Source organism: Bradyrhizobium sp. OAE829, from assembly GCF_040546575.1.
Classification (GTDB): domain Bacteria; phylum Pseudomonadota; class Alphaproteobacteria; order Rhizobiales; family Xanthobacteraceae; genus Bradyrhizobium.
In genome coordinates, this window is sequence record NZ_JBEPOE010000001.1 from 2039078 (window position 1) to 2061709 (window position 22632).

Below are 22632 nucleotides of genomic sequence, written 5' to 3' on the forward strand. Positions count from 1 at the left end.
AGCTCGCAACGGGACGAGGCTGCTGGCGCATTAGCGGACGTTCGGCAAGCGGGCGACGTGGGCCCCGGAGAAGGTTTAGCGCTGATATCGCACGGCTGGTGCCACGTCGATCACGCCCAGATCGACCAGGGTGCGGTGAAACCGGCGTTTCCGCTCCGACGATGATGCGAAGTAGGCGCCGCCGCACTGTTCAAGCAGGCTCGCGCGCGTCGCGAAGATCTCGTCCAGCGGCAGACCAGCATGCTGCAAGGCCACGGTGCCGAGAAAGGCGATATCCAGGTCCGGGCCGCGTCCACGCGGAATTCGATCAGGGTAGTCATTCAAGGTTTCCATGGCGTAGAACGTGCGGAACTGCCGCCTCGCGTCCGGGCCGAGCTTGAGTCTCTTCTCGATCCGCCGCGTCATGACGGGTTGATGATCGCCATAGTGCACAATGAGTGTCGGACGCTTGGGAAAACGCAAGGAGAGCTCGGCCTTGAGTTTATTCCAGGTCACGGCGGTCTCGACCAGCCGCGCGTAATACTCGGCATAATGCGCATCGGGAAGGCTCGCGGCAGCAAACGCCCGCTCGCCTTCAAAGCGCCCGGGGGCAACCAGGTTTCGGTTGTGCGGGCCGTGATTGAAGTTGGTCAGCGCATAGAGAAAGCGAGGTGCGGCGTCGTCGGCCATGCCTTTCATATGTGCATCGAGCGCGGCGTCCAGAAACAACGCATCGGAATGTGTGGCTTCGAAACGATCGACGTCGAAGGGCGGCTCAAGATCATCCGTGAAGAGACGCTCGTTGATCCCTATCGAACGGTAGAACCTGTCATAGCTGAGAAAGCTGCGACGGCAGCTCGAGGTCAGCATTGTTCTGTATCCGAGCGCCGAGAGCGTCCCTGGAAGACTGCTGTGGAAGCGGCCGGCCCCGCGCTTGAAGAGAAAATAGGCGTTCGAGCCGAAGCTCGCGCTTGAAAGGCCCGTCAGCAGGCTGAATTCCGATTGCCACGATCCTCCGCCGAAAATATCCACGTTGAGGCTGCCATGGAGTCCGTCCTGCGGTGACAGAAACGATTCGACAATCGGCTCAACCGGGAGACCAAACAGGCGCGGATCGAAGATCGACTCGTGCTGGATCACGATGATGTCGGGATAGTCGAGGCTGCGCGCCGGCACCGCCGCCATCAGCGGCAGCGGGTCTTTGGCGATATCGCTCAGCGCGAGCCCGCCGGATGGCCGCCAGGAAAGCGGGTTGAGCAGCGAAGCGATGAAGCTGGAAAGAAAGCAGCGGCGGAGCGCCGCATTGCGCTGGAACGTAGCTGGCCCGCCGCTCGCTTTGTAGGCTGCCATCAGGCCAATACTAGCCACGCCGAAAAACAGGATCTGGAGTTCAAACGGTACTGGCGGTCCACGCACGTAAATCAGGGTCGCGACCGCGGCCAGCATGAGCGTGATGCTTCCCGCCAGAGCAGCCGTCAGTGCGAGCGGATACTGCACCAATAAGAATGGAACTGTTCCGGCAAAGGCCAGCGGCAAATCGGTTGCACTGAGTTTGATCCCGCTGTGATTATACTTGACTCTCGACGCTCCGAAAATTGCCGCCGCCACGATGGTTGACAACAGGATCGCGCGTTCCAGATCGCCAACGACAAACAGCAGCATTGCGGTGCACAAACACAGCGCAGCCGCAGCCAAAGTAAGATGTTCAAGGCTGCGTTCCGCCAACCAAAGCACGGCGATAGCGATCAGGATGATCAGGGCCAGCGACATCCGGAGAGGATGCCAGAGGAATGATTTGGCGTCCATGATCGCAATGCGGACATTCGCGAAGCACATTGAAATCTGCTAGGGGTCACCAAGATGGAGCAGACATGACCGACCCTTTCGACATCAATCGCCGGAACTGGGACGAGCGCACCGCCATTCATACGCGCGATACCAACGGCGATTACATGCTCAACCGGTTTCGAGCAGGCGAGGACGCGCTGAGTGCGATTGAAGTGGCGGAACTAGGCGACATCAGGGGAAAGCGCGTCCTGCATCTGCAGTGCCACATCGGCCGCGACACGTTGTGCCTGGTGCGGCGCGGCGCGACGGTGACCGGGCTTGATTTTTCTCCGGCCGCGCTGGAGGTGGCGCGGCGCCTCTCCGATGAGACCGGGCTGAAGGCTGATTTCGTCGAGGGGACCGTCGATCAGGCCCCAGCCCTGACGCCGGGCCCGTTCGATCTCGTCTTCACCACCTGGGGCACCATTTGCTGGCTGCCCGATATGAAAAAATGGGCAGAGACCATTGCGGCCGTGCTGGCGCCGGGTGGCGAACTCTATTTCGCGGACGCGCACCCCACCTTCACGGTGATGGAAGAATTCGACGGCAGGCTTGTTCCCACCTACGATTTTCAAACGCCTGTCGACCGGCCGCTGCAATTCGCAAACGAGACCACCTACACCGGCGATCCCACGATCATGTCGCATCGATCGACCCGCGAGTGGATCCACTCGCTCTCGGCGGTGCTCGGCGGCCTGATCGATGCCGGACTGACGATTACGATGTTCAGGGAGCACGAAGTGTTGCCCTGGCGCGGCCTGCCAAGCCTGGTGCCGGCATCGGAAAGGCTATGGCGGCTTGCCGATGGCGTGCCGCGCATGCCCTTGTCGTATTCGGTCAGGGCCAAAAAGGGTTCGTGAAAATCGGCGCCGCGAGGCATCCAGCTTCAGACGCAACTGGCTTCAGGCGCTCTTGTAGCAAGCGCTCTTGTATCAAGCGCTTTTGGCATCAGGCCAGGCGACGACTTGTCCTGACATGACCAGCCGATCGCGTCCTGCATTCTTGGCCGAATAGAGCGCCCGATCCGCTGCGGCAATCAGAGCCGCGTGCTCGGTCATGCTCTGGGCAGGGACATTCGTCGCACCGCCGAGACTGACCGTAATGAGTTTGGAAGGCGGGTTGAGCGCGTGCAGCATGCCGAGTTCAAGAAGCGCTTCACGCACCCTCTCGCCGACCTGCATGCAGCCTTCCGAATCGGTGTTGGGCAGGAGCAGCACGAACTCTTCGCCGCCGTAGCGGGCTGCCAGATCTGCCGGCCTGCGTATTTGCGCGTCCAGGATCCGCGCCAGCGCACGCAGGCAGGCATCTCCCGCCTGGTGACCATAATGATCATTGAACTTCTTGAAATGGTCGACGTCGATCAACAACAGCGATAGCGGCGTGCCATCGCGTTTGGCGCGCGCCCATTCCTCCAACAGGCGCTCGTCGAAATGCCGGCGGTTGGCCAATCCCGTCAATCCATCGGACGTGGCAAGCGCCGCCAGCTTGTTCTGCAAATCCTGTTGCTCTGTCATGTCGCGCGAGATTGCGACCACGCCGTCGATCTTGTTGGTCTCCGCCGCACGCGTCACGCGCAGAGCGGTCTCGACCCAGATTTCATTCTTTTCGCGGTGACGGACGCGGTAGATAAGCCGCGCCTCTTCGGCCTCGCCGTTCTTCAATGCCGCGATGGCTTGCTCAACCCGCGGCCGGTCCTCGGCGTTGATCGCCGCAAGGGCCGGCGCTCCCAGCAACTTGGCGGGGTCGTGACCAAAAACGCGGGCGCATGACGGCGAAACATAAAGAATCCGTTCATCCAGTCCCACACGCATCACCACATCGCTGCACTGTTCGGCCAGCAGGCGAAAATCCGCCTCCTTGGCCACAAGGGCCGCCGCCATGCGCTGGCGCTGCAGCAGGTAACGCACGAAGGCAAAGCCGGTCAGCGCGATCACCAGCAAGAGGCCTGCGACGACAGCCAGCCGTGTGAACGATTGCTGGCGCCATGGCTCCAGCACATCTTCCTGCGCCTTGGTCGCCAGAACCAGGATGGGATATCGGCTGCTCAGCTGGTAGAAGCTCAACCGCTCAAGTCCGTCCAGCGGCGATTTGAAGTAATAGACGCTGGCACTGGGGCGGTCTTTCAGGGTCCGGAACAACGACGACTTGGACATATCGCGTCCGACATTGCTGCCGTCTTCGTCGCGGCTGCGCGCCAGCATGATGCCATCGGCATTCAAAAGCGACACCGAGCCGTTCGGCCCGATGTCGAATCGCCGGTAGAATTCCGTGAAATAGGCCACGTCGATGCTGGTCAACACCACGCCGGCAAAACTGCCATCGGGATGATTGAAGCGACGGGACAGGGTGATGATCCACTGTCCTCCCGAACGACTCTTGACCGGCCGGCCGATCAGCGTCCCGCGCTCGGTGGAAGCGCGATGGCGCTGAAAGTAGTCGCGATCGCCGTTGTTGAGACCGGTCAGATTGACGTCTTCGGTGGTTGCGAGCCAGCGGCCGGTTTCATCATAGACGAAGATGCCGCGGATGCGCTGCCGGTTGTACTTGCGCGATTGCAGAAACGTCCGGATCTTTTCGACCGCTGCGGGGCTGGTTCCGCCGGTCTCCATGCGGTCAACCATTCCGGTTAGAATGGTGTCAGCCAGGTCAAACGTATCGTCGGCATGCTGCGTCAGCGAACGGGCCAAATTGGCCATGTCCACTTCTGCATTCTTCAGGTCGACCTGCCGGGACTCCCATTCGCGCCAGCCGCTCAGCGCGAGAATTGCAACGCAAGCCAACGCCACAAATCCCGCCGCCCATAACGGGATATGTGCTTTGCCAATTTCCCGGCGGCTGGTGATCATCTTAAGGCTGCTCCGATCCGAGCAAACTTCCATGGAGGGCTTAACGCCGCGTTGCCTCTACGACAGCTATGGCGGAGTGGGTGAGCGCTTTACCCTCGCGCCGGATCGGATGTGACGTAATGCGATCGTACTTCATTAACCATGGAGGTCGCGTGGGCACGGCCCGCCGCAAAGCTGCCCCGGAGGGAACCTCGTCCCCCCGGTATGAGCGGCATCAGGCGAGGCGCACAGCTACGCCGCGTTCAGGGCCTGCGCGATATCGGCGATCAGATCGGACGGGTGCTCGATGCCGATCGACAGCCGGATCGTGGAGGCGAGCACGCCGATTTTCTGGCGGATGTCGGCTGGAACGCCGGAATGCGTCATGCTCGCCGGCAGGCTGGCCAGCGACTCGGTGCCGCCGAGACTGACCGCCAGCTTGAAGATCTGCAGCGCGTTGAGGAATTTGAAGGCGGCGGCCTGGCCGCCGACAATGTCGAACGAGAACGTCGAGCCCGCACCGGTGCATTGGTGTGCGAACAGGCGTCCGGCCGGCGAGTGCACATCGTGATGGCCGAGGTAATGGACATGCGCCACCTTCGCGTGGTCGCGCAGAAAATCCGCCACCAGCCGTGCGTTGGCGTCGGCCTTTTCCATGCGGATGCTCAGGGTCTCGAGCGACCTGGAAAGCATCCAGCAGGAATGCGGGTCGAGCTGGGTGCCGATCGCGCCGCGCAGCGCCTTGACGTCCTTCATCAGGGTTTTTGAACCAAGCGCTGCGCCAGCGATCAGGTCGGAATGGCCGCCGATATATTTGGTCAGTGAATACAGCGACAGATCGGCGCCGTGCTCGATCGGCCGCTGAAACACCGGTCCGAGTAGCGTGTTGTCGCAAGCGACGATCGGCACGTGGTCCTGCGCCTCGCCGATATTGTCGGCGACACGGCGGATCATCTCGATGTCGACCAGGCCGTTGGTGGGATTGGCCGGGGTCTCGATGAAGATCATGGACACCCGGCCTTTGCGCATGGCTTCCTCCGCCGCCTGCTGGACCGCGGCTTCGTCGATGCCGTCGGCAAAACCCACCGAGCTGATCGAGAGGCCCGCAAGCGTTTTCGTGAACAGGGTTTCCGTGCCGCCATAGAGCGGTTGCGAGTGCAAAATGACGTCACCGGGGCGGACGAAGGCGAGGATCGCCGTCGAGATCGCCGACATACCAGACGAGAACAGCGCGCATTTCTCGGTGCGCTCATAGACCGCAAGCCTGTCCTCGACGATCTCGCTGTTGGGATGATTGAACCGCGAATAGACCAGGCCCGCGCCCATCCCCTCGGGCGGCTCGCGCCGGCCCGAGACGAAATCGAAGAAATCCTGACCGTCTTCGGCGGTTCGAAACACGAAGGTCGAGGTCAGGAACACCGGCGGCTTGACGGCGCCTTCCGACAATTGCGGATCGTAGCCGTAGTTCAGCATCAAGGTTTCCGGATGCAGCATGTGGTTGCCGATGTGGGTCTTGGACGGAAACGGTTTCACCATGGCCTGCCTCGCTGGCTGCATTCAGAAACGTTCCCCTTTGTGGGGGTCGTCGGCAAGCGCCGGTAGTGTTGGATATGACGGCATCCAACGACTCGGGTCACCGATCTCTGGGGCAGCCTAGCAACATCCGGGGCTGAATTCACTGCGTTCGAAACAGTTTCCGGGCAAGGCGATCACTGCGCCGGTGCGAGCAACTGTCGCAGCTGGGGCCGGCAAAACCGGCGCGAGGCAGGAAGTATTGTTCACCTCAGACTGGTCAGCGCTCGGACCGCATATACGGGCTGTGCTCAGTCACATGCTTGAGTTCCGGCGCAGCGTCCATCGCCTGGGTCACGTGCTGCGCTAAATTGGTTCGCTTCGTGCTGGCCGGATTACCCACAAACGCCCACATGACCACGCCAATTGCGAGCGTCGCGCCGCTGATCACCCCGATGTCTCGCTTCATTGCGATCTCCCGTTTTGTTTTCGGGTGTGCGCAAATCAAGCCAGCGGCTCGTGGTCGAAGTATGGCTAATGCAAGACAGGCTGGCCTATCGCGGCAATGTGATGGCCGAACCGCGACAGCGCTCAGCTCTTGCTTGGCGTGGCCGCGTCCGCAGACAATCTGCCGAGCATGACGGTGAGTTCCTCATCGGCGCTGATGATCGTCTTGTTGCTGTCTCCCTCGCCCGGTGCAGGATCCACCGCAGTTGGCGGCTCGGCGAGTGCGCCAATAGCTTCCTGTCGTCTGGCCGGTTCGACCGGCGAGGACGCGGAATCGGACGATTTTTCGGAAAGCTTTAATGTCGACTCCGGCAAAGGCCTCGGCGACCGACCGGCCGCCGTCGCGCCGCCAACCGGATTGGGCGGCCCGGCGTCACTGGCCGGCCCGCCATTGCCACGCGGCGCAACACTCGCTCTTCCGATGATACCCTCAACGATGTCGGGGAGGCGCTGCTTGTCGACGTCAGCCATGTATTCGCAGGCTAACTCGTCGACATATTGCTGGCCGTAGTCGGCCAACACGGAGGTTATCCGCGCGAGGTCGACATCGCTTTCAACAAGCTGACGCCATGCCTGCCTGTCATAGGAAACCGTCGGTGGGCTTATCGGCTTCGGGGGTTCGTGAGAGACGACCGGTTCAGGAACCGGAGGCTGCGCCATACGCTCATCGACCGGCGTGCGGCCGAGCGTTGTGACGCTCACGCGCCGTCGCCTGTTCTTTGCCACCAGGAGTGACAGCAGGCCGACGCCCATCAGCAGGAACCCAACCGTCGCCCATACCAGCGTGACGCAAAGCAGAGCCCCGGCAATCAGCAATATCCACCCGGCAACGCGCACCAACAGGCCTTCTCTGCGACTAGGGCCAAATTCAATTGCTAAACATGAGAGCCAATTCTCAACGCTTCCGGCAAGCTGCGCAACACAAAGATTACCGCCACATTCGGTGACGGCCGGCCGGCGCTTTCGTTCGCCGATCCAGCCGTCGCGGACGCGCTCAGTTCTGCTACGCGCCGGTGACGCGCCAGATGACGTCGCCGACATCGTCGGCCATCAGCAGCGACCGGCCGTCGGGACCGACCACCACCCCGACCGGTCGTCCATAGGATTCCTTCTCGTCGGGCGCGAGGAAGCCGGAGAGAATATCCCGCGCTGGCCCTGACGGACGCCCGTTCTCGAACGGCACAAAAACGAGCTTGTAACCGCTCAGCGTGCTGCGGTTCCAGGAGCCGTGCTGGCCGATCGCCATGCCATCGGGAAAACCCGGCAGCGTGCCAGCGGGCACCCAGCAAAGACCGAGCGACGCAGTGTGCCCGCCGAGCGCATAGTCCGGCGTGATCGCCTTGGCGACCATGGCCGGATCCTGCGGCACCCGATCGTCCACCGTCCGGCCCCAGTAGCAATAGGGCCAGCCGTAGAAGCCGCCATCGCGCACCGCGGTGAGATAATCCGGAGGGGTCTCGTCGCCGAGGCCGTCGCGCTCGTTGACCACGGTCCAGAGCACGCCGGTCCGTGGCTCCCAGGCCATGCCGACCGCATTGCGCAGGCCACCGGCAAAGATGCGGCTGGTGCCGCCGGCGAGATCGAGCTCATGGATCGCGGCACGGCCTTCTTCCACTTCCATGCCGTAGTCGGCAATGTTGGTGAGCGAGCCGACACCGGCGTAGAGCTTCTTGCCATCCGGGCTCGGCAGCAGGCTCCGCGTCCAATGCCCGCCCGGCTTGAAGGTAACGAGTTTGCGCCCTGTTGCGGTGATGCGATCGGCGTTCGCCACATAGGGGAACGCCACGACGCCGTCGGTGTTGCCGACATAGAAATTGTCGCCGACCAGCGCCATGCCGAACGGCTGGTTCAGCCCCTCCATGAAAACCCCGCGCTTCTCGGCGACGCCGTCGCCATCCGCATCGCGGAGCAGGGTGATGCGGTTCGCGCTTTCGCCAAGTGCCGCGGCCCGCCGCATCGTCGCCTGCATCGCATAGCCGAACACGTTTCTGACCGGACCTGGGACCTGGTTCGACTCCGCAATCAGCACGTCGCCATTGGGCATCACGTTGATCCAGCGCGGATGTTTCAGGCCGGTCGCGAATGCATTGACCTTGAGCCCCGGTGCTGCCGTCGGCTTCTGCCCGTCGTCCCAGCCCCTCGCTGACGGCATCTTGAGCGTCGGGATGGCGCCCTGCGGCTTCGCCTCCGGCACCACGGGCGCACTGCCCCAGGCAGGCGCCGGCGCGTCGCCCTGCAATTTGCGCCAAAACAAGGCAGCCCCGCCGATCAGCGCGACGATGCGCGCAAAAATTGCAGAAAAACTCATGCTATTCCCCTTTGAATCACGCGCACACTAGCCGACGTCTCCGCGCGTTGAAACCTCGTGCGCTGAACTGCAAGTCTGGATTGCGTCGAAAAAGCAGATCGTGAAAGTCAGCCCAATGCTGTAAAAGCCGATCCGCTGTCAAAGCTCAATCTGCGGAGGGTCACGCTCGGCGAGGAACCCGCTAATCATGAACGGGATTTATCGATGAGCGTCGGATTGATCGCCCTTCTCGACGATATCGCCGCGATCGCAAAGGTGGCGGCGGCTTCGCTTGACGATGTGGTCAGCCAGGCCGCCAAGGCGGGGGTAAAGGCGGCCGGCGTCGTCATCGACGATACCGCGGTCACGCCAGGTTACGTGATCGGATTCGCAGCCAAGCGCGAACTGCCGATCGTGGGCAAGATCGCGGCGGGATCGCTTCGCAACAAGCTCCTGATCCTGCTTCCCGCTGCGCTGGCGCTCAGCTACTTCCTGCCCTCGGCGATCACGCCGCTGCTGATGTTCGGCGGGGCCTATCTCTGCTACGAAGGCGTTGAAAAACTGTACGAAGCCGTCATGCCCCATCATGCACACCAGCATGAGGCCGAGCTCGGCACGGTGGCGTTGCAGGCGCAGACGCTCGAGGACCAGAAGGTCGCGAGCGCGATCAAGACCGACTTCATCCTGTCGGCGGAGATCATGGCGATTACACTGGCGGCCCTGCCCGCCGGCAGCATCCTGAAGCAGGCCATCGTGCTGGCGGTTGTCGCAATCGGGATCACCGTCGCGGTGTATGGCGTGGTAGCGCTGATCGTGAAGGCCGACGACGCCGGTGTGGCGCTGGCGCAAAACGACAATGCCTCGGCCATGGGCAGTATCAGCCGCGGTCTGGGACATGCCCTCGTCCGGGGCATGCCCGTCTTCCTGATATTTCTCAGCGCGGTCGGCACCGCCGCCATGATCTGGGTCGGCGGTGGCATCATCTTGCACGGCATCGAGGCGTACGGCCCGCCTTCGATCGGTCATGGCGTCCACGCCGCGACCGACGCTGCGGCCCACGCCCTGCCGGCGGTCGCCGGTTTGCTCAAATGGATCGTCGAGGCGGCCATCTCAGGCGTGATCGGACTGGTGGTCGGCGCGGCGACAATTCCGGTCATCGGATATGCCGTTGCGCCCGCCTGGAAACGAGTGAAGCGGCTTCTGCCGGGCTCGCAGCGCTAGCCTGTGACGCGCCAGATGGAGCGCCAAATAACACAGCTTTCCTCCCCGCTCTTGTTGGTTCTGCTTCCGGGGCTCGACGGAACGGGCCAGCTCTTAATGGTTTCTGGAAGCGTTACCAGTAGATTTCGAACCAATTGTCGTTTCCTTTCCAACAGAGACCTACGGCGACTATGCGGCGCTCGAAGCCTATGTTGTAGGCCTTCTGCCGCAAGACCGGCCGTTTGCTATTCTTGGAGAATCCTTCTCTGGACCGCTTGCGCTGCGTATTGCAGCGCGACGATACAAGAATCTCGCCGCAGTCATCCTTGTTGCAAGCTTCATCGCCAAGCCCGTCGCCTGGGTACCCAATTTCGCTCGGCACATCCTGCATCCTCTGATCTTCCGTTTGCCAATTCAGACCCCCCTGCTGCGATGGTTCTTGTTGGGCAGGAGACCTCCGACCGCGATGATAAACGACACAGTCACAAGTCTTCAGTCGGTTGATCCGGCAGTGCTAGCAGGTCGCACCAAAGCCGCGCTTGAGGTTGACGCCACGAAAGCGTTCGTAGAATGCCCCGCACCGATTCTATATCTAGGCGGAACAGAGGACCGGTTGATCTCGTCTCAAACTGCCGAGCGTATGAAAGCTCTGCGCCCCAATCTTGAATGCATAATGCTGGATGCGCCGCATTTTCTTCTGCAGCGCGCACCGATCGCGGCAGCGCATGCAATTACGGGGTTCCTCGGACGCCTCCATCCGTTGGAGGCCACCACATCCGGACTCAATCAGCCTTGACCGTCTCCTGCGCGGGGTTCGCCGCAACCGCAGGTCCGCCGCCGAGCAGCCTTGCGAGGCTGCGGGCGCGCCTTGTGTCGATGCTGACATAGGCGGTCATGCCGGCGCGCAGCGGCGGCTCGCCGGGCCGCGCAACCAGCTGCAGCCGCACCGGCAGGCGCTGCACGACCTTGACCCAATTACCCGAGGCGTTCTGCGCCGGCAGGATCGCAAACTCCGCGCCGGTCGCCGGGCTGATGCTTTCCACCACTGCGTCCCAGGTGATTTCGGGATGCATATCCAGCACGACCTTGGCCTTCTGCCCCACCGTCACATAGGTCAGGTCGGTCTCCTTGAAGTTCGCCTCCAGCCAGGGTCTGCGGTCGGTGACCAGCGCGAACAGCGGCGTCTGCGCCTTGACCTGCTCGCCGAGCTGCAGCTTGAAATTGACCACCACACCCGCCTTCGGCGCCTTGATCTCGGTATAGGCAAGGTCGAGGGCGGCGCGATCGCGCACCGCCAGCTTTTCGCGCACCGCCGCGAACGCATCCGTCGGCCGGTCGGGCTTGCCGCCGAGGGCTGCCTCGACGCGCGCGATGCGCTGGTGCAGTACGGCGACGCGATCTTCGCCTTCCTGCTCCTCGCTGTTGGTCTGCTCGACCTTCGCGGTCGAGGCGACGCCGCGTCCGGACAATTCACGCTGGCGTCTCGCCAAAGACTGGAGATACGACAGCTTGTTCTCCGCCTCCTTTGTCTCGGCCCGGATCTCGCGCAGGCTGGCCTTGAGCTGCTCGACGGCGGCGCGCGCGGAATCAATTTCCGCTTCGGCCTTGGCGAGTGCTAACTGATACGGCGTCGGATCGAGGCGAAGCAGCACGTCGCCGGCGGCGACGGCCGAATGGTCGTGGATCCGCAACTCGGTGATGCGCCCCTGAACCTCGCTGGCGATCTGGGCGATGTCAGCCTTGACGAACGCGTTCTCGGTCGAGATGTGGCGGCCGCCCTGCAGCCAGAACGCCAGCGCGCCCACCAGGACCAACAGGGGCACGCCGACCAGCGCCAATCGCTTCATCCGCTTGGTCATGGCGCGGCCCTGCCGTTGAGCCGGCTTGTCGCCACGGGAGCCCGCTTTCTCGGGGCCGTCGCCAACTCCGCCTGCGCCCCCTCGCCGTCATCCGCCGACACCAGGGTTTTCTTGATGCGCTGCAACAAAGCCATCAGCTGTTTGCGCTCGGGCCCGGCGAGATCGGCGAGCCCGGCATCGACCGTATCCTCGGCGATACGCCAGATCCGCTTGTGGACCCTCTCGGCCTCCTTGGTCAGATACACGCGCTTGACGCGGCGGTCGTCCGCTTGCGTGCGGCGCTCGACCCAGCCATTGGCCACCAGGCGGTCGATCATGCGGCCGGCGGTGGCCTTCTCGACCTCCATCATCTCGGCCAGTTCGGAATGCGAGGCGCCGGGGCGCCGGTGCAGGCGGGTCAACACCAGCCATTGTGCCCGGGTGATGCCGAGGCGACGCACGCGGCGATCGAACTCGGTCCGCAACAGGCGGGCAACGTCCGAAATCACAACCCCAATATATTCGTCGGTATTCGGCATGGCGCTGTTGTAGCCGCCCTGAAATTAGTAAGCTAGGTTAGTATTTGACGTCAGCCGCCGCAAGGGACATCACCTTGAGTTCCACCAGCATGGAGGCCGAGGACCCCGCCGGGACCATGTCCACGGCGCAGCGATATTTGACGCTGATGACGGTCGTGCTCGGCTCTTCGCTGTACGGCACGGCGCTCCTGACGACGTCGACCATCCTGCCGCAGATGCAGGGCGCGCTGTCGGCGACCCAGGACGAGGTCGCATGGGTAATGACCTTCAACATCCTGGCGACCGCGGTCGTGACGCCGATGACGGGCTGGCTGGTGTCCCGCTTCGGCAGCAGGCGCGTGATGGTGTGGTCGGTCGGATGGTTCACCGTGGCGACGCTATTGTGCGGAATGGCGCAATCGCTCGAGGGGCTGGTGCTGTGGCGCATCCTGCAGGGCGGCGCCGGGGCGCCGCTGGTACCGCTGTCGCAGTCGATCCTGTTCGCGACCTTCCCGCGGCGCCAGCACTCCATGGTGATGTCGATCTTCGGCATGGCGGTCGCGGTCGCGCCGGTGTTCGGCCCGGTGTATGGCGGCTATCTCGCCGAGGCTCATAGCTGGCGCTGGTCGTTCTACATGCTGGTGCCGATCGGAATTGCGGCCACGGTCGGCATGGCCTGGACGCTGCCTTCCGACAACCAGTTGACCAGGGTCCGCTTCGACTGGACCGGCTTCATCGCGCTGGCGACCGCGCTGGCGGCCATCCAGCTGGTGCTCGCGCGCGGCGCACGGCTGGACTGGTTCGACTCGACGGAGATCGTGGTCGAATGCCTGATTGCCGGCATCGCGTTCTATGTTTTCCTCATTCACAGCCTTGGCGCCCGCAATCCGTTCGTGAACCTGAAACTCCTGACCGACCGCAATTATGCGATCGGGCTGGCGCTGGTGACGATCTACGGCATGCTGAACTTCACGCCGATGGTGTTGCTGCCGCCGCTGCTGCAGCAGCAGGCCGGTTATCCCGACGCCCTGGTCGGACAGGTGATCGGATCGCGCGGCCTCGGGATGCTGGTCGGCTTCATGATGGCCGGCTTGATGAACCGGCTCGATCCGCGTCTCACCATGGCGTTCGGCTTTGGCCTGCAGACCGTGGCGGGGCTGTGGATGCTGACCTTCGACCTCAACGTCACGATGGAGATCCTGGTCATCAACAGCATGATCCAGGGTTTTGCCGTCGGCGTCGTCTGGGTGCCGATCACGGCGGTAGCGTTCGGCACGCTGGACGCCAGGCATTATGCGGAAGCGTCCGCGATCTTCCATTTGCTGCGCAACATCGGATCGAGCTTCTTCATCTCGCTGTCGATCGCCGAAATCGTGCGCACCTCGGGCGCCAATTACAGCCGGATGACCGAGATGATCTCACCCTATAACCGCGCGCTGACGACGCCGGGCCTGACCGGCGGGTGGAATTTCGACACCGTGCCGGGCCTTGCCAAGGTAGCCAAGGAGATCGCCCGCCAGTCGATGATGATCGGCTATCTGAACGCGTTCACGATGTACACGGTGACGTCGGGCCTCGCCGTCCTGTTCGTCCTGATGGTCCGCGGCCGCAAGACGGCGGCTTGATGCGAGGCAAGATCACCGGGTTCTTACGGGCGCCGACCGTCGCGTTTCCGTGATAAGTGTTTCGCAGACCGGCTTTGATGAAACAATTCTGTCCACCAGCGAAGCCATTTTAGTGATCTGGCGAACACTTCCTGAAACCATTGTCAGGCATACTGACACCTTACTGAAGAAGCGAATTTCACCAGACCAGCGGTGGCATCCTCAAAGAAGTGGAACACGCCATGCTTTCAGAAAAATTCTTTCTACTGTTGGAAACCCTCCGGAGCGAGGCCGAGCGGAGCCCTACCTATTCGGATGGCAGCACAAGGGTGATCAGCACCTCGCCGCACGTCCCGGTCCAACTGCCGAGCGCCAGCCGGAAGTAGAGCAGGCTTCAACCAGTCGCGTTTTTCGTGACGCCCAAACGCACGACGCCGCACCCTGTTGGGCACGGCGTCGCTTCGCGGCAACCTGACGAACAATCAACCCACGTTCTTCGGGCCGATCGGGAAGTCTCCCTTCGGGCCTGGCTTCGGGTCGAGCGTTCCATCCACGATGCAGTAGCCGATCCCCAATGCAACGCCCAAGGCGATGAAGGGAAACCAGCCGCCGCTGACCTGGTCGAGCTTGGCATCCGACAACGGCGCAAGGCCGTCGGCATTCAGAGTTGCTTGCGTGTTGGCCATCATTGTCTCCTTCGATAGGCCGTACATCCCTCAACGCCCATCCAAGGGACCGAGATCGTCGAGGGTCGGCATCGAGGCTGACCAAAACCGGATGTTTGTGCTGTGACCGGAATCACGGTGTGAGCGCGCAAAGGTGGTCGCATCCAGCCAATCGAACGGATCAAACAAAAACGCGGCACCAAAGGCGCCGCGTTTCGTTTTCTCTCATTTCATTCGCCGTCATTCCGGGGCGTCCGAAGGACGAACCCGGAATCTCGAGATTCCGGGTCTGGTCCTTCGGACCATCCCGGAATGACGGGATAATCAGCTCGCCACTGCCGACGACGGCATGTCGCGCTCGCGCTTCATGACGATCTTGTTGAGCGCGCCGAGATAGGCTTTGGCCGAAGCCACCAGCGTATCCGGATCAGACCCCTTCGAGGTCATCGAGCGGCCTTCATGGGCGAGCCGAACGGAAACCTCGGCCTGCGCGTCGGTGCCTTCGGTGACTGCGTGGACCTGGTACAGCTCGAGCTTGGCCTCGTGCGGCACCAGCGCCTTGATGCAGTTGAACACCGCGTCGACCGGGCCGTTGCCTTCGGCTTCCTCGATCTTGATCTGGCCGCCGATGTCGAGCTTCATGGTGGCGCGCTGCGGCCCATGGGTGCCCGCGATGACCGTCAGCGACGTCAGCTTGATGCGGTCATGCGAGTTGGCGATTTCCTGGTCGACCAGCGCCTCGATGTCCTCGTCGTAGATGTCCTTCTTGCGGTCGGCCAGCGCCTTCATCCGCACGAAGGCGTCTTCCAGCTGGTTGGCGCCGAGCTTGTAGCCCATCTCCTCCAGCTTGTGCACGAAGGCATGACGTCCGGAATGCTTGCCCAGCACCAGCGACGACTTCTTCAGGCCGATCATCTCGGGGCGCATGATCTCGTAGGTCGAGGCGTCCTTCAGCACGCCGTCCTGATGGATGCCGCTTTCATGGGCAAACGCGTTACGGCCGACGATCGCCTTGTTGTACTGCACCGGGAACGAGGTTGCCGCCGACACCAGTTTCGAGGCCCGCGTCAGCATTGTGGTGTCGATCTTGTTCCACCACGGAAACACGTCGTTGCGGACGTTCATCGCCATCACGACTTCTTCCAGCGCGGCGTTGCCGGCCCGCTCGCCGATGCCGTTGACGGTGCATTCGATCTGGCGCGCGCCGCCGGCGATACCGGCCAGCGAATTCGCCACCGCCATGCCGAGGTCGTTATGGCAGTGCACGGAGAAGACCGCCTTGTCGGAATTCGGCACTCGCTCGATCAGCGTGCGCATGAAGCGGGTGTATTCCTCGGGCGTGGTGTAGCCGACGGTGTCCGGAATGTTGACCGTGGTGGCGCCGGCCTTGATCACGGCCTCGACGATGCGGCAGAGATAATCCATCTCGCTGCGGGTGGCATCCTCGGCCGACCATTCGACGTCGTCGATCTGGTTGCGGGCGCGGGTGACGTTGGCGATCGAGAGCTCCATCACCTGCTCGGGCGTCATGTTCAGCTTGACGCGCATGTGCAGCGGCGAGGTCGCGATCACGGTATGGACGCGGCCGCGCCGGGCGAACTTCACCGCTTCGGCGCAGCGGTCGATGTCTTTCGGATTGGCGCGCGACAGACCTGCGATGACCGAGTTCTTGGAGCGGCGGGCGATCTCGCTGACGGCCTGGAAATCGCCTTCGGAGGTGATCGGGAAACCGGCCTCGATGACGTCGACGCCCATGTCGTCGAGCATCTCGGCGATCTCGATTTTTTCCTCGAACGTCATGGTGGCGCCGGGGCACTGCTCGCCGTCGCGCAAGGTGGTGTCGAATACGATTACGCGGTCCTTCTCGGACTTATTGGCTGTGGTCATCTGCAACTTCCTTTGGGTGGTGCGCCGTTGTTTGGGCGCTGAAGGGTTTTGATCTCACGCAACCCCTGAGTGCCCAGGCGCAACCGCCCAGACGGCCCTCAGGGGCCGATAAGAAGCAGAAGCCCGCCAATAAGGAGGGTGGGCATGGACGCAGCCGGAATCGCGGGAGTACGAACGGCCGAGGCCGATCCACCCTGAACTCCAACATTTTCGCTGCGAATCAGCATTGCCAAACCCTTGAGGAGACGAAATCCTTAGCCAAAACCATTGACAGTTCGTTGCCCGGACCACGTTCCAAGGCCGTTCTAGACGAGAAATATGGCAGGCCGCAATGCCAAAAGATGGTCAGGATGGGTGACCTAACGGGGCAAAAGCCCCGCAGGGTAAACGGCGTCCTGCCGTCAGCATCCCCGGACACGCGGCCGTGAGCGGCGACCGGCCGGCCTTCCCTCCCCTCTTGCCCTCCCCGTCGTTGTTCCGGGTTGAAAGCCATGGAGGGAGAACCATCTGTTGCGAGGGTGGCGATCTGAAAAATGGAGCGGCGCATGAGCCCGCGGTTTTTCCTGCTGACCTTGCTGGCTGCCTTTGGCTTTGCGGTTCTGTTTGCAACGCTCACAACGGTCCGGCAGCTGCACATTCAAACGTCCGCGATCACGCAACCGCAGCACCGGGGTTGAGCGCGCCGGATACGCGTTACGCTGATGTCGCATTTGTTCCACCATCCCGCAGCGCTTAAAGCCGCATGGTGATGCGTGGATGCCGACTGTATGACCGGTGATCGGTTCATGGACGAGGCACGCGTTTGGACAGGTTTCAGATCGGTAGTCACTTTGTTGCGCTGGCCGCCGCCTTCGCGCTCGCGGTGCCGATCGGCTGGGATCGCGAGAAGCGCGCACGAAGCGCTGGCCTAAGGACCTTTCCGCTCGTCGCGCTGGCCAGTTGCGGCTTCGTGCAAGCCAGCGAGAACCTGCTCGTGCACTCCCCCGACGGCATGGCGAAAGTGATCGAAGGGCTGATTACCGGCATCGGCTTCATCGGCGGCGGCGCCATTCTCAAACAAGGCAACTCCGTTCACGGCACCGCGACCGCGGCAAGCCTGTGGGCGACCGGCGCGATCGGCGTTTCCGTCGGCCTCGGCAGTTATGACGTCGCCGTCACGGTTGCCATCTTTACCTTCCTGACGTTGCGCCTCCTGACGCTCGTCAAGGACGAGAGCGATGAAGGCGAAGGCGGCAAGCCCGATCGGACCTGACGGGGTGACAGCCAAAGGTGCCTTGTTGCGTTCGCCGCTGCCTCAACTTTTGCGTAAAGCCGGTTTATGGACGTAAGCTGCCGGGTACGATCCGACAGGAGGCCGTCTGATGCCAAAGAAGGGTGTTACGGGCCATGACGAGTGGGTGGTGACCCAGGCACTCGCCACGGCCCTGGTCGCGCTCGAACAGCTTCCGGAGAAGATTCAGCCGCGCCCCCATATGGAGGATCTTCGGAAACTCCTGATTGCCGGCTGCGCTCCCGGTAGCGAGGGTCTGCATCTGGCCCAGGCGAAGTGCCGGTTGTTCCCACAAACCGACCCGGAGACGATCTACCGGGAGTACGGCTTGGAGGGCGGTCGGGACTGAACGCCGGGCGGCAGAGCTCAACCCATCCTACTTCTTCGCAACCTTTCCCTCACCCTTCTCCTCCGCCAACAGCGCCTCACGCACCTGCTTGAACTCGCTGCGGTCGGCCTTGTCGACCTCGGGGAAACGCAAATCCAGCCTGTCGAGCGCGCTGACGATGGTCGAGCCGATCACGACGCGGGCGAACCATTTGTGGTCGGCCGGCACCACATGCCAGGGCGCGTGGCGCGCCGACGTGTGACGGATCATGTCCTGATAGGCGGCCTGGTACTTTGCCCACAGCTTGCGCTCGGCAATATCGGCCAGCGAGAATTTCCAGTTCTTGGCGGGCTCATCCAGCCGGGCGAGAAAGCGCTCGCGCTGCTCTTCCCTGGAGATGTTGAGGAAGAATTTCAGGATCACGGTGCCGTTGCGCGCGAGGTAACGCTCCATGGCCGAGATATCCTCGAACCGTTCGCGCCAGATATTCCCGGTCACCAGCTTTTTCGGAATCTTCTGCTTGCCGAGAATCTCGGTATGCACGCGCACGACAAGGCATTCCTCGTAATAGGAGCGGTTGAAGATGCCGATCCGGCCGCGCTCGGGCAGCGCGATCATGCTGCGCCAGAGAAAATCGTGGTCGAGTTCCTTGGTCGATGGCTGCTTGAACGACGTGACCTCGCAGCCCTGCGGGTTGATGCCGTCGAACACGCTCTTGATCGCCGAGTCCTTGCCGGCGGCGTCCATGCCCTGAAACACCAGAAGCATCGACCAATTGTCCTGCGCGTAAAGCTTTTCCTGATATTCGCTCAGCCGCTTGCGGTTGGCCTCGATGATCTTCTCGCCCTTGTCTTTGTCGAGACCACCCTTCTCGCTGGTCTTGTGCGATTTCAGGTGAAACTCGCCTGTCCCGTCAACGCGAAACGGGGCGACAAAGGGTTTTAGGGTATCGCCAAGCGGTTGCTGTGATTTATTGCTCATGAGGCTACGGGCTTCTTCTTGGGTTGCGTCTTGAACCGATCCATGACGCTACCAAGAATGCCCTTGGGAAGGAATATGATGAACAGCACCAGCAGCACGCCGTAGACCAGATTGTCCCAGCCCACCGCCTTGGTCCCGAACCAGATGCGCAGAAATTCGGCAAGCAGAATCGTGATGATGGCGCCGACCGTTGGCCCGAACGACACGTAGACGCCGCCGACGATGACGGCGAACACCATCTGCAGCGACACCGCAATGCCGCTGACCGTGTCGGGCGAGATGAACATCTGGTACTGGCAGTACAACGCGCCCGCCAGCGCCGTCATAAGCGCACTGATGATGGTGATCTTGAGTTTTTCGAAGGTCACGTTGACGCCGGCTGCGGCCGCCGCGTCCTCGTCGTCAGAGATCGCCTCCATGGCGTAGCGGCTCATGCTGCGGTCGACCCATTGCCAGATCAGAAGTCCGACCACCCAGACGAACAGCGCGATCAGATACCACGTCGTCTTGTCGTCGAACTGCAGCGCCAGCAACTGGCTGCCCTTGGTGCGGTTCGGCGTGTAACCGAGCGAGCCACCGGTGTAGTCGCGCGTCGCGGTGATGACCTGCAGCACGATGCCGGACAGCGCCAGCGTCACCAGCACGAAATAATGCCCGGTGATGCGGTAGCGGAAGCAGGGATAGGCGACGATGACCGCGAGCAAACCCGCGCACACCATGCTGAGGGGAATCCCGATCCACGGCGATACACCGAGATGGTTCCAGAGCAGCGCCGTGACATAGGCGCCGACGCCCATGAAGCCGCCATGGCCGAGCGACACCAGGCCGAAGCGGCCCATGATCGACCACGACGTGTAGGCGAACGACCAGATCAGGATCAGCACCAGGATGTGCAGATGATAGGGCTGGCGGTAGACGAAGGGCAGCGCGATCAACGCCGCTAATCCAACGGCCCAGGCAATGGTTCGTGCGTTCACGAGCGCCTCGCGAAAAGGCCGGCGGGCCGGATGAACATCATGACGATGAAGAAGGCGAAGGCGAGCACGTAGCCCCATTCGAGGTCGGAGAACAGGCCGCCGAGCGAAATGATCTCGGCGAACACGAACGCCGCGATGAAGCCGCCGACGAAATTGCCGAGCCCGCCGAGCACGCAGATCAGGAAGGTGATCGGCCCGAACGACAGGCCGACAAAGGGATGCACGTCATACTGCAGCACGAGAAGGCAGGCAGCCAGCCCCGCGAGCGCGCCGCCCAGCGCCGAGGTGACGAGGTAGATGCGCTTGGTGTCGACGCCCATCAGCGACATGATCTGGCGGTCTTGCGAGATGGCGCGGATCGCGGTGCCGGTATAGGTGCGGGTCATGAAGAAATAGACGCTGACCATGCCGATCAGGGCTGCGGCGAAGGACAACAGCCGCGAATAGCTAAAGTGCATCTCGCCGAGCGCCAGTACCGGCAGGCGGATGCCGAGATTGCGGAAGTCGATGCCGAAGGCGACGGTGGCAAAGCTCTGCAGGATGAACAGCACGCCGCCGGTGGCGAGCAGCTGGTTGATCGGCGGCGCGGTGAGCAGCGGCGCGATCACGATGTAGTGCAATGCCGCTCCGAGCAGCGCGACCAGCAGGATGGTCAGCGGCGCCGCCGCCCAGTACGGCAGGCCGTAGAACTGGACCAGATAGTACATGCCGTACATGCCGATCATGACCAGCTCGGCATAGCAGATCCAGGTCACGTCGATGACGCCGAAGATCAGATTGAGCCCGAGCGCCAATAGCGCCAGCACCCCGCCGAGCAGGATGCCGTTGACCACGGCTTCCAGCAGATAGATGTCGAAGATATCAAGAAATCCCTGCATCGCTTGTCTGTCCGTTACCTTCTGAGCATGATCTTTTCGGAAAACCGGTGCCCACTTTTCCGGATCATGCTCTAAACCCCGAGATATGCCTGCTTGATCGTGTCGTTGCTCATCATCTCCGCCGAGGTGCCGGAGGCGCGGATGGTGCCGGCCTCGAGCAGATAGGCGCGGTCGACCACCTTTAGCACCTGCTGCACGTTCTGCTCGACGATCAGCACCGTCAGCCCGCTGGCGCGGATCCGCTTCACCAGTTCGAACACCTGCTGCACCACGACCGGCGCCAGACCTGCCGACGGCTCATCGAGCAGCAGAAGTTTCGGGTTCGACATCAGCGCGCGGCCGATCGCGCACATCTGCTGTTCGCCGCCCGACATGGTGCCCGCCATCTGGCTGCGGCGTTCCTTCATGCGCGGAAACAGGTCGAACACGAATTCCAGCCGCTCGGCATATTTGGCGCGGGCGCCTTCCATGTAGGCGCCCATCTTCAGATTGTCGTCGACCGTGAGCCGCGGAAACAGCCGGCGGTTTTCCGGCACATGGGCGATGCCGAGGCTGACGATGCGATGCGCCGCCGTCGCCAGCACGTCGGTGCCTTCCATCGAGATCGAGCCTCTGGTGGGCCGGATCAGGCCGGAGATCACCCGCATCAGCGTGGTCTTGCCGGCGCCGTTTGGGCCGATCACGCCGACCGCCTCGCCCGCCTTGACGTCGAGGCTGACGCCGAACAACGCCTGGAAAGTGCCGTAACCCGCATCGACCGATTTCAATTCGAGCATGCCTAGTCCCCTGCCCGCCGGCGCGCTTCCCCGGCCGCGGCCAGAGTCGAATCCGCATCGGTGCCGAGATAGACCTCGATCACGCGGGGATCGCTCGACACCGCACTCGGCAAGCCTTCGGAAATCTTCTCGCCGTGATCGAGCACCATGACACGATCGACCACCCGCATCAGCACGCCCATGATGTGCTCGACCCAGATGATGGTGATGCCGAGTTCGTCGCGGATCTTGCGCAGCATGTCCGCCGCAGCATCCATCTCTTTCTCGTCGAGGCCGCCGAGGCTTTCGTCGGCGAGCAGAAGCTTCGGCCCGGTCGCCAGCGCTTTCGCAAGTTCGAGCTTCTTCAGTCCGGCTGCCCCGAGGCCGTCGACGGTGGCATGGCGATCGGTGGTCAGGCCGACCATGTGAAGCGCCTTTTCGGCGGCCTCGTTGGCCTTGGCACGGCTGTGGCTGCCCTGGCCGTAGTAACCGGCCAGCGCCACGTTTTCGAAGATGCTGAGCCGATGAAACGGCCGTGGGATCTGGAAGGTGCGGCCGATGCCACGGTTGATGATGCGATGCGGCGCGACGCCTGCGATCTCCGCGCCGTCGAACAGAATCGAACCTGCGGTCGGGACCAGCGTGCCCGACAGCATGTTGAAGATCGTGCTCTTGCCGGAACCGTTCGGCCCGATCAGGCCGAGAATCTCGCCCTGTTCGACCCGGAACGATACGTTGTTGACCGCGGTGAAGCCGCCGAAGCGCTTCACCAACCCGTTCACCGTCAGCACCCC

At 62.5% G+C, this 22632-nt stretch carries 21 protein-coding genes; 6 read left to right on the forward strand and 15 right to left on the reverse strand.

From position 1 onward, the window contains the following. Positions 1–75: 75 nt before the first annotated feature. Positions 76–1815, reverse strand: coding sequence for a sulfatase-like hydrolase/transferase (locus tag ABIE49_RS09840; protein WP_192737931.1), 1740 nt, complete (start codon positions 1813–1815; stop codon positions 76–78). 35 nt (positions 1816–1850) lie between these two features. Here ABIE49_RS09840 and ABIE49_RS09845 point away from each other — a divergent pair, with 35 nt between their 5' ends. Then, positions 1851–2666 carry a class I SAM-dependent methyltransferase gene (locus ABIE49_RS09845; RefSeq protein WP_192737932.1) on the forward strand — a complete coding sequence of 272 codons (816 nt, stop codon included), beginning with the start codon at positions 1851–1853 and terminating at the stop codon, positions 2664–2666. A gap of 72 nt (positions 2667–2738) precedes the next feature. On the opposite strand, the gene ABIE49_RS09850 is transcribed toward ABIE49_RS09845, so the two are convergent. The 5 genes from ABIE49_RS09850 to ABIE49_RS09870 all read right to left on the reverse strand — a co-directional run bounded on the left by ABIE49_RS09850 (position 2739) and on the right by ABIE49_RS09870 (position 8958). Continuing rightward, positions 2739–4652, reverse strand: a complete 1914-nt coding sequence (locus ABIE49_RS09850) for a diguanylate cyclase (protein ID WP_192737933.1) — start codon at positions 4650–4652, stop codon at positions 2739–2741. Between the two features lie 231 nt (positions 4653–4883). Beyond that, complete coding sequence (locus ABIE49_RS09855; protein ID WP_192737934.1) at positions 4884–6167, reverse strand: cystathionine gamma-synthase family protein; 1284 nt, start codon at positions 6165–6167, stop codon at positions 4884–4886. Between the two features lie 256 nt (positions 6168–6423). Then, positions 6424–6612, reverse strand: a complete 189-nt coding sequence (locus ABIE49_RS09860) for a hypothetical protein (RefSeq protein WP_192737935.1) — start codon at positions 6610–6612, stop codon at positions 6424–6426. 122 nt (positions 6613–6734) lie between these two features. Beyond that, positions 6735–7490, reverse strand: a complete 756-nt coding sequence (locus tag ABIE49_RS09865) for a hypothetical protein (RefSeq protein WP_192737936.1) — start codon at positions 7488–7490, stop codon at positions 6735–6737. A gap of 163 nt (positions 7491–7653) precedes the next feature. Then, a complete protein-coding gene (locus ABIE49_RS09870; RefSeq protein ID WP_192737937.1) occupies positions 7654–8958 on the reverse strand; it encodes a PQQ-dependent sugar dehydrogenase in 1305 nt (434 codons plus the stop codon). Positions 8959–9162: 204 nt separating this feature from the next. On the opposite strand from ABIE49_RS09870, the gene ABIE49_RS09875 reads away from it, so the two are divergent. Together ABIE49_RS09875 and ABIE49_RS09880 are read left to right on the forward strand one after the other, a co-directional pair. After that, entirely contained in the window at positions 9163–10158 is a 996-nt protein-coding gene (locus tag ABIE49_RS09875; protein ID WP_192737938.1) for a DUF808 domain-containing protein, read from the forward strand. Between the two features lie 133 nt (positions 10159–10291). After that, complete coding sequence (locus tag ABIE49_RS09880; RefSeq protein ID WP_354067443.1) at positions 10292–10933, forward strand: alpha/beta fold hydrolase; 642 nt, start codon at positions 10292–10294, stop codon at positions 10931–10933. Here ABIE49_RS09880 and ABIE49_RS09885 read toward each other — a convergent pair. Together ABIE49_RS09885 and ABIE49_RS09890 are read right to left on the reverse strand one after the other, a co-directional pair. Continuing rightward, complete coding sequence (locus ABIE49_RS09885) at positions 10920–11996, reverse strand: HlyD family secretion protein (RefSeq protein ID WP_192737939.1); 1077 nt, start codon at positions 11994–11996, stop codon at positions 10920–10922. The two genes, ABIE49_RS09880 and ABIE49_RS09885, sit on opposite strands and share 14 nt — an antisense overlap. Next, positions 11993–12514: a MarR family winged helix-turn-helix transcriptional regulator gene (locus ABIE49_RS09890; protein WP_192737940.1), complete on the reverse strand. Its 522-nt coding sequence runs from the start codon at positions 12512–12514 to the stop codon at positions 11993–11995. Before ABIE49_RS09890 ends, ABIE49_RS09885 begins: the two co-directional genes overlap by 4 nt. 74 nt (positions 12515–12588) lie before the next feature. On the opposite strand from ABIE49_RS09890, the gene ABIE49_RS09895 reads away from it, so the two are divergent. Continuing rightward, entirely contained in the window at positions 12589–14118 is a 1530-nt protein-coding gene (locus ABIE49_RS09895; RefSeq protein WP_192737941.1) for a DHA2 family efflux MFS transporter permease subunit, read from the forward strand. 461 nt (positions 14119–14579) lie between these two features. Here the strand turns inward: ABIE49_RS09895 and ABIE49_RS09900 are convergent, their stop codons facing one another. Then, the gene (locus ABIE49_RS09900; protein WP_192737942.1) at positions 14580–14783 is read right to left on the reverse strand and encodes a hypothetical protein; all 204 of its coding nucleotides are present in this window, start codon (positions 14781–14783) and stop codon (positions 14580–14582) included. A 303-nt stretch (positions 14784–15086) separates the two neighbouring features. Beyond that, positions 15087–16649: a 2-isopropylmalate synthase gene (locus ABIE49_RS09905; protein WP_192737943.1), complete on the reverse strand. Its 1563-nt coding sequence runs from the start codon at positions 16647–16649 to the stop codon at positions 15087–15089. An 802-nt stretch (positions 16650–17451) separates the two neighbouring features. On the opposite strand from ABIE49_RS09905, the gene ABIE49_RS09910 reads away from it, so the two are divergent. Next, positions 17452–17901 (forward strand): MgtC/SapB family protein, encoded by a 450-nt coding sequence (locus ABIE49_RS09910; RefSeq protein WP_192737944.1) that lies wholly within the window; start codon positions 17452–17454, stop codon positions 17899–17901. Positions 17902–18010: 109 nt separating this feature from the next. Beyond that, positions 18011–18268: a hypothetical protein gene (locus tag ABIE49_RS09915; RefSeq protein WP_192737945.1), complete on the forward strand. Its 258-nt coding sequence runs from the start codon at positions 18011–18013 to the stop codon at positions 18266–18268. 27 nt (positions 18269–18295) lie between these two features. Here ABIE49_RS09915 and ABIE49_RS09920 read toward each other — a convergent pair whose 3' ends face one another. From ABIE49_RS09920 to ABIE49_RS09940, 5 genes are all read right to left on the reverse strand, one after another. Next, positions 18296–19228: a polyphosphate kinase 2 family protein gene (locus ABIE49_RS09920; RefSeq protein ID WP_192737946.1), complete on the reverse strand. Its 933-nt coding sequence runs from the start codon at positions 19226–19228 to the stop codon at positions 18296–18298. Next, a complete protein-coding gene (locus ABIE49_RS09925) occupies positions 19225–20205 on the reverse strand; it encodes a branched-chain amino acid ABC transporter permease (RefSeq protein WP_354066725.1) in 981 nt (326 codons plus the stop codon). Before ABIE49_RS09925 ends, ABIE49_RS09920 begins: the two co-directional genes overlap by 4 nt. Beyond that, complete coding sequence (locus ABIE49_RS09930) at positions 20202–21083, reverse strand: branched-chain amino acid ABC transporter permease (RefSeq protein ID WP_192737948.1); 882 nt, start codon at positions 21081–21083, stop codon at positions 20202–20204. The genes ABIE49_RS09925 and ABIE49_RS09930 overlap by 4 nt, the downstream gene beginning before the upstream one ends. Before the next feature lie 71 nt (positions 21084–21154). After that, positions 21155–21859: an ABC transporter ATP-binding protein gene (locus ABIE49_RS09935; RefSeq protein WP_192737949.1), complete on the reverse strand. Its 705-nt coding sequence runs from the start codon at positions 21857–21859 to the stop codon at positions 21155–21157. 2 nt (positions 21860–21861) lie between these two features. Further along, positions 21862–22629 (reverse strand): ABC transporter ATP-binding protein, encoded by a 768-nt coding sequence (locus ABIE49_RS09940; RefSeq protein WP_192737950.1) that lies wholly within the window; start codon positions 22627–22629, stop codon positions 21862–21864. Positions 22630–22632: the final 3 nt, after the last annotated feature.

Coding starts and splice junctions, on each gene's coding strand:
- ABIE49_RS09840 (WP_192737931.1), bottom strand. CDS start 1,815: ATGTGCTTCGCGAATGTCCGCATTGCGATCATGGACGCCAAATCATTC.
- ABIE49_RS09845 (WP_192737932.1), top strand. CDS start 1,851: ATGACCGACCCTTTCGACATCAATCGCCGGAACTGGGACGAGCGCACC.
- ABIE49_RS09850 (WP_192737933.1), bottom strand. CDS start 4,652: ATGATCACCAGCCGCCGGGAAATTGGCAAAGCACATATCCCGTTATGG.
- ABIE49_RS09855 (WP_192737934.1), bottom strand. CDS start 6,167: ATGGTGAAACCGTTTCCGTCCAAGACCCACATCGGCAACCACATGCTG.
- ABIE49_RS09860 (WP_192737935.1), bottom strand. CDS start 6,612: ATGAAGCGAGACATCGGGGTGATCAGCGGCGCGACGCTCGCAATTGGC.
- ABIE49_RS09870 (WP_192737937.1), bottom strand. CDS start 8,958: ATGAGTTTTTCTGCAATTTTTGCGCGCATCGTCGCGCTGATCGGCGGG.
- ABIE49_RS09875 (WP_192737938.1), top strand. CDS start 9,163: ATGAGCGTCGGATTGATCGCCCTTCTCGACGATATCGCCGCGATCGCA.
- ABIE49_RS09885 (WP_192737939.1), bottom strand. CDS start 11,996: ATGACCAAGCGGATGAAGCGATTGGCGCTGGTCGGCGTGCCCCTGTTG.
- ABIE49_RS09890 (WP_192737940.1), bottom strand. CDS start 12,514: ATGCCGAATACCGACGAATATATTGGGGTTGTGATTTCGGACGTTGCC.
- ABIE49_RS09900 (WP_192737942.1), bottom strand. CDS start 14,783: ATGGCCAACACGCAAGCAACTCTGAATGCCGACGGCCTTGCGCCGTTG.
- ABIE49_RS09905 (WP_192737943.1), bottom strand. CDS start 16,649: ATGACCACAGCCAATAAGTCCGAGAAGGACCGCGTAATCGTATTCGAC.
- ABIE49_RS09915 (WP_192737945.1), top strand. CDS start 18,011: ATGCCAAAGAAGGGTGTTACGGGCCATGACGAGTGGGTGGTGACCCAG.
- ABIE49_RS09920 (WP_192737946.1), bottom strand. CDS start 19,228: ATGAGCAATAAATCACAGCAACCGCTTGGCGATACCCTAAAACCCTTT.
- ABIE49_RS09930 (WP_192737948.1), bottom strand. CDS start 21,083: ATGCAGGGATTTCTTGATATCTTCGACATCTATCTGCTGGAAGCCGTG.
- ABIE49_RS09935 (WP_192737949.1), bottom strand. CDS start 21,859: ATGCTCGAATTGAAATCGGTCGATGCGGGTTACGGCACTTTCCAGGCG.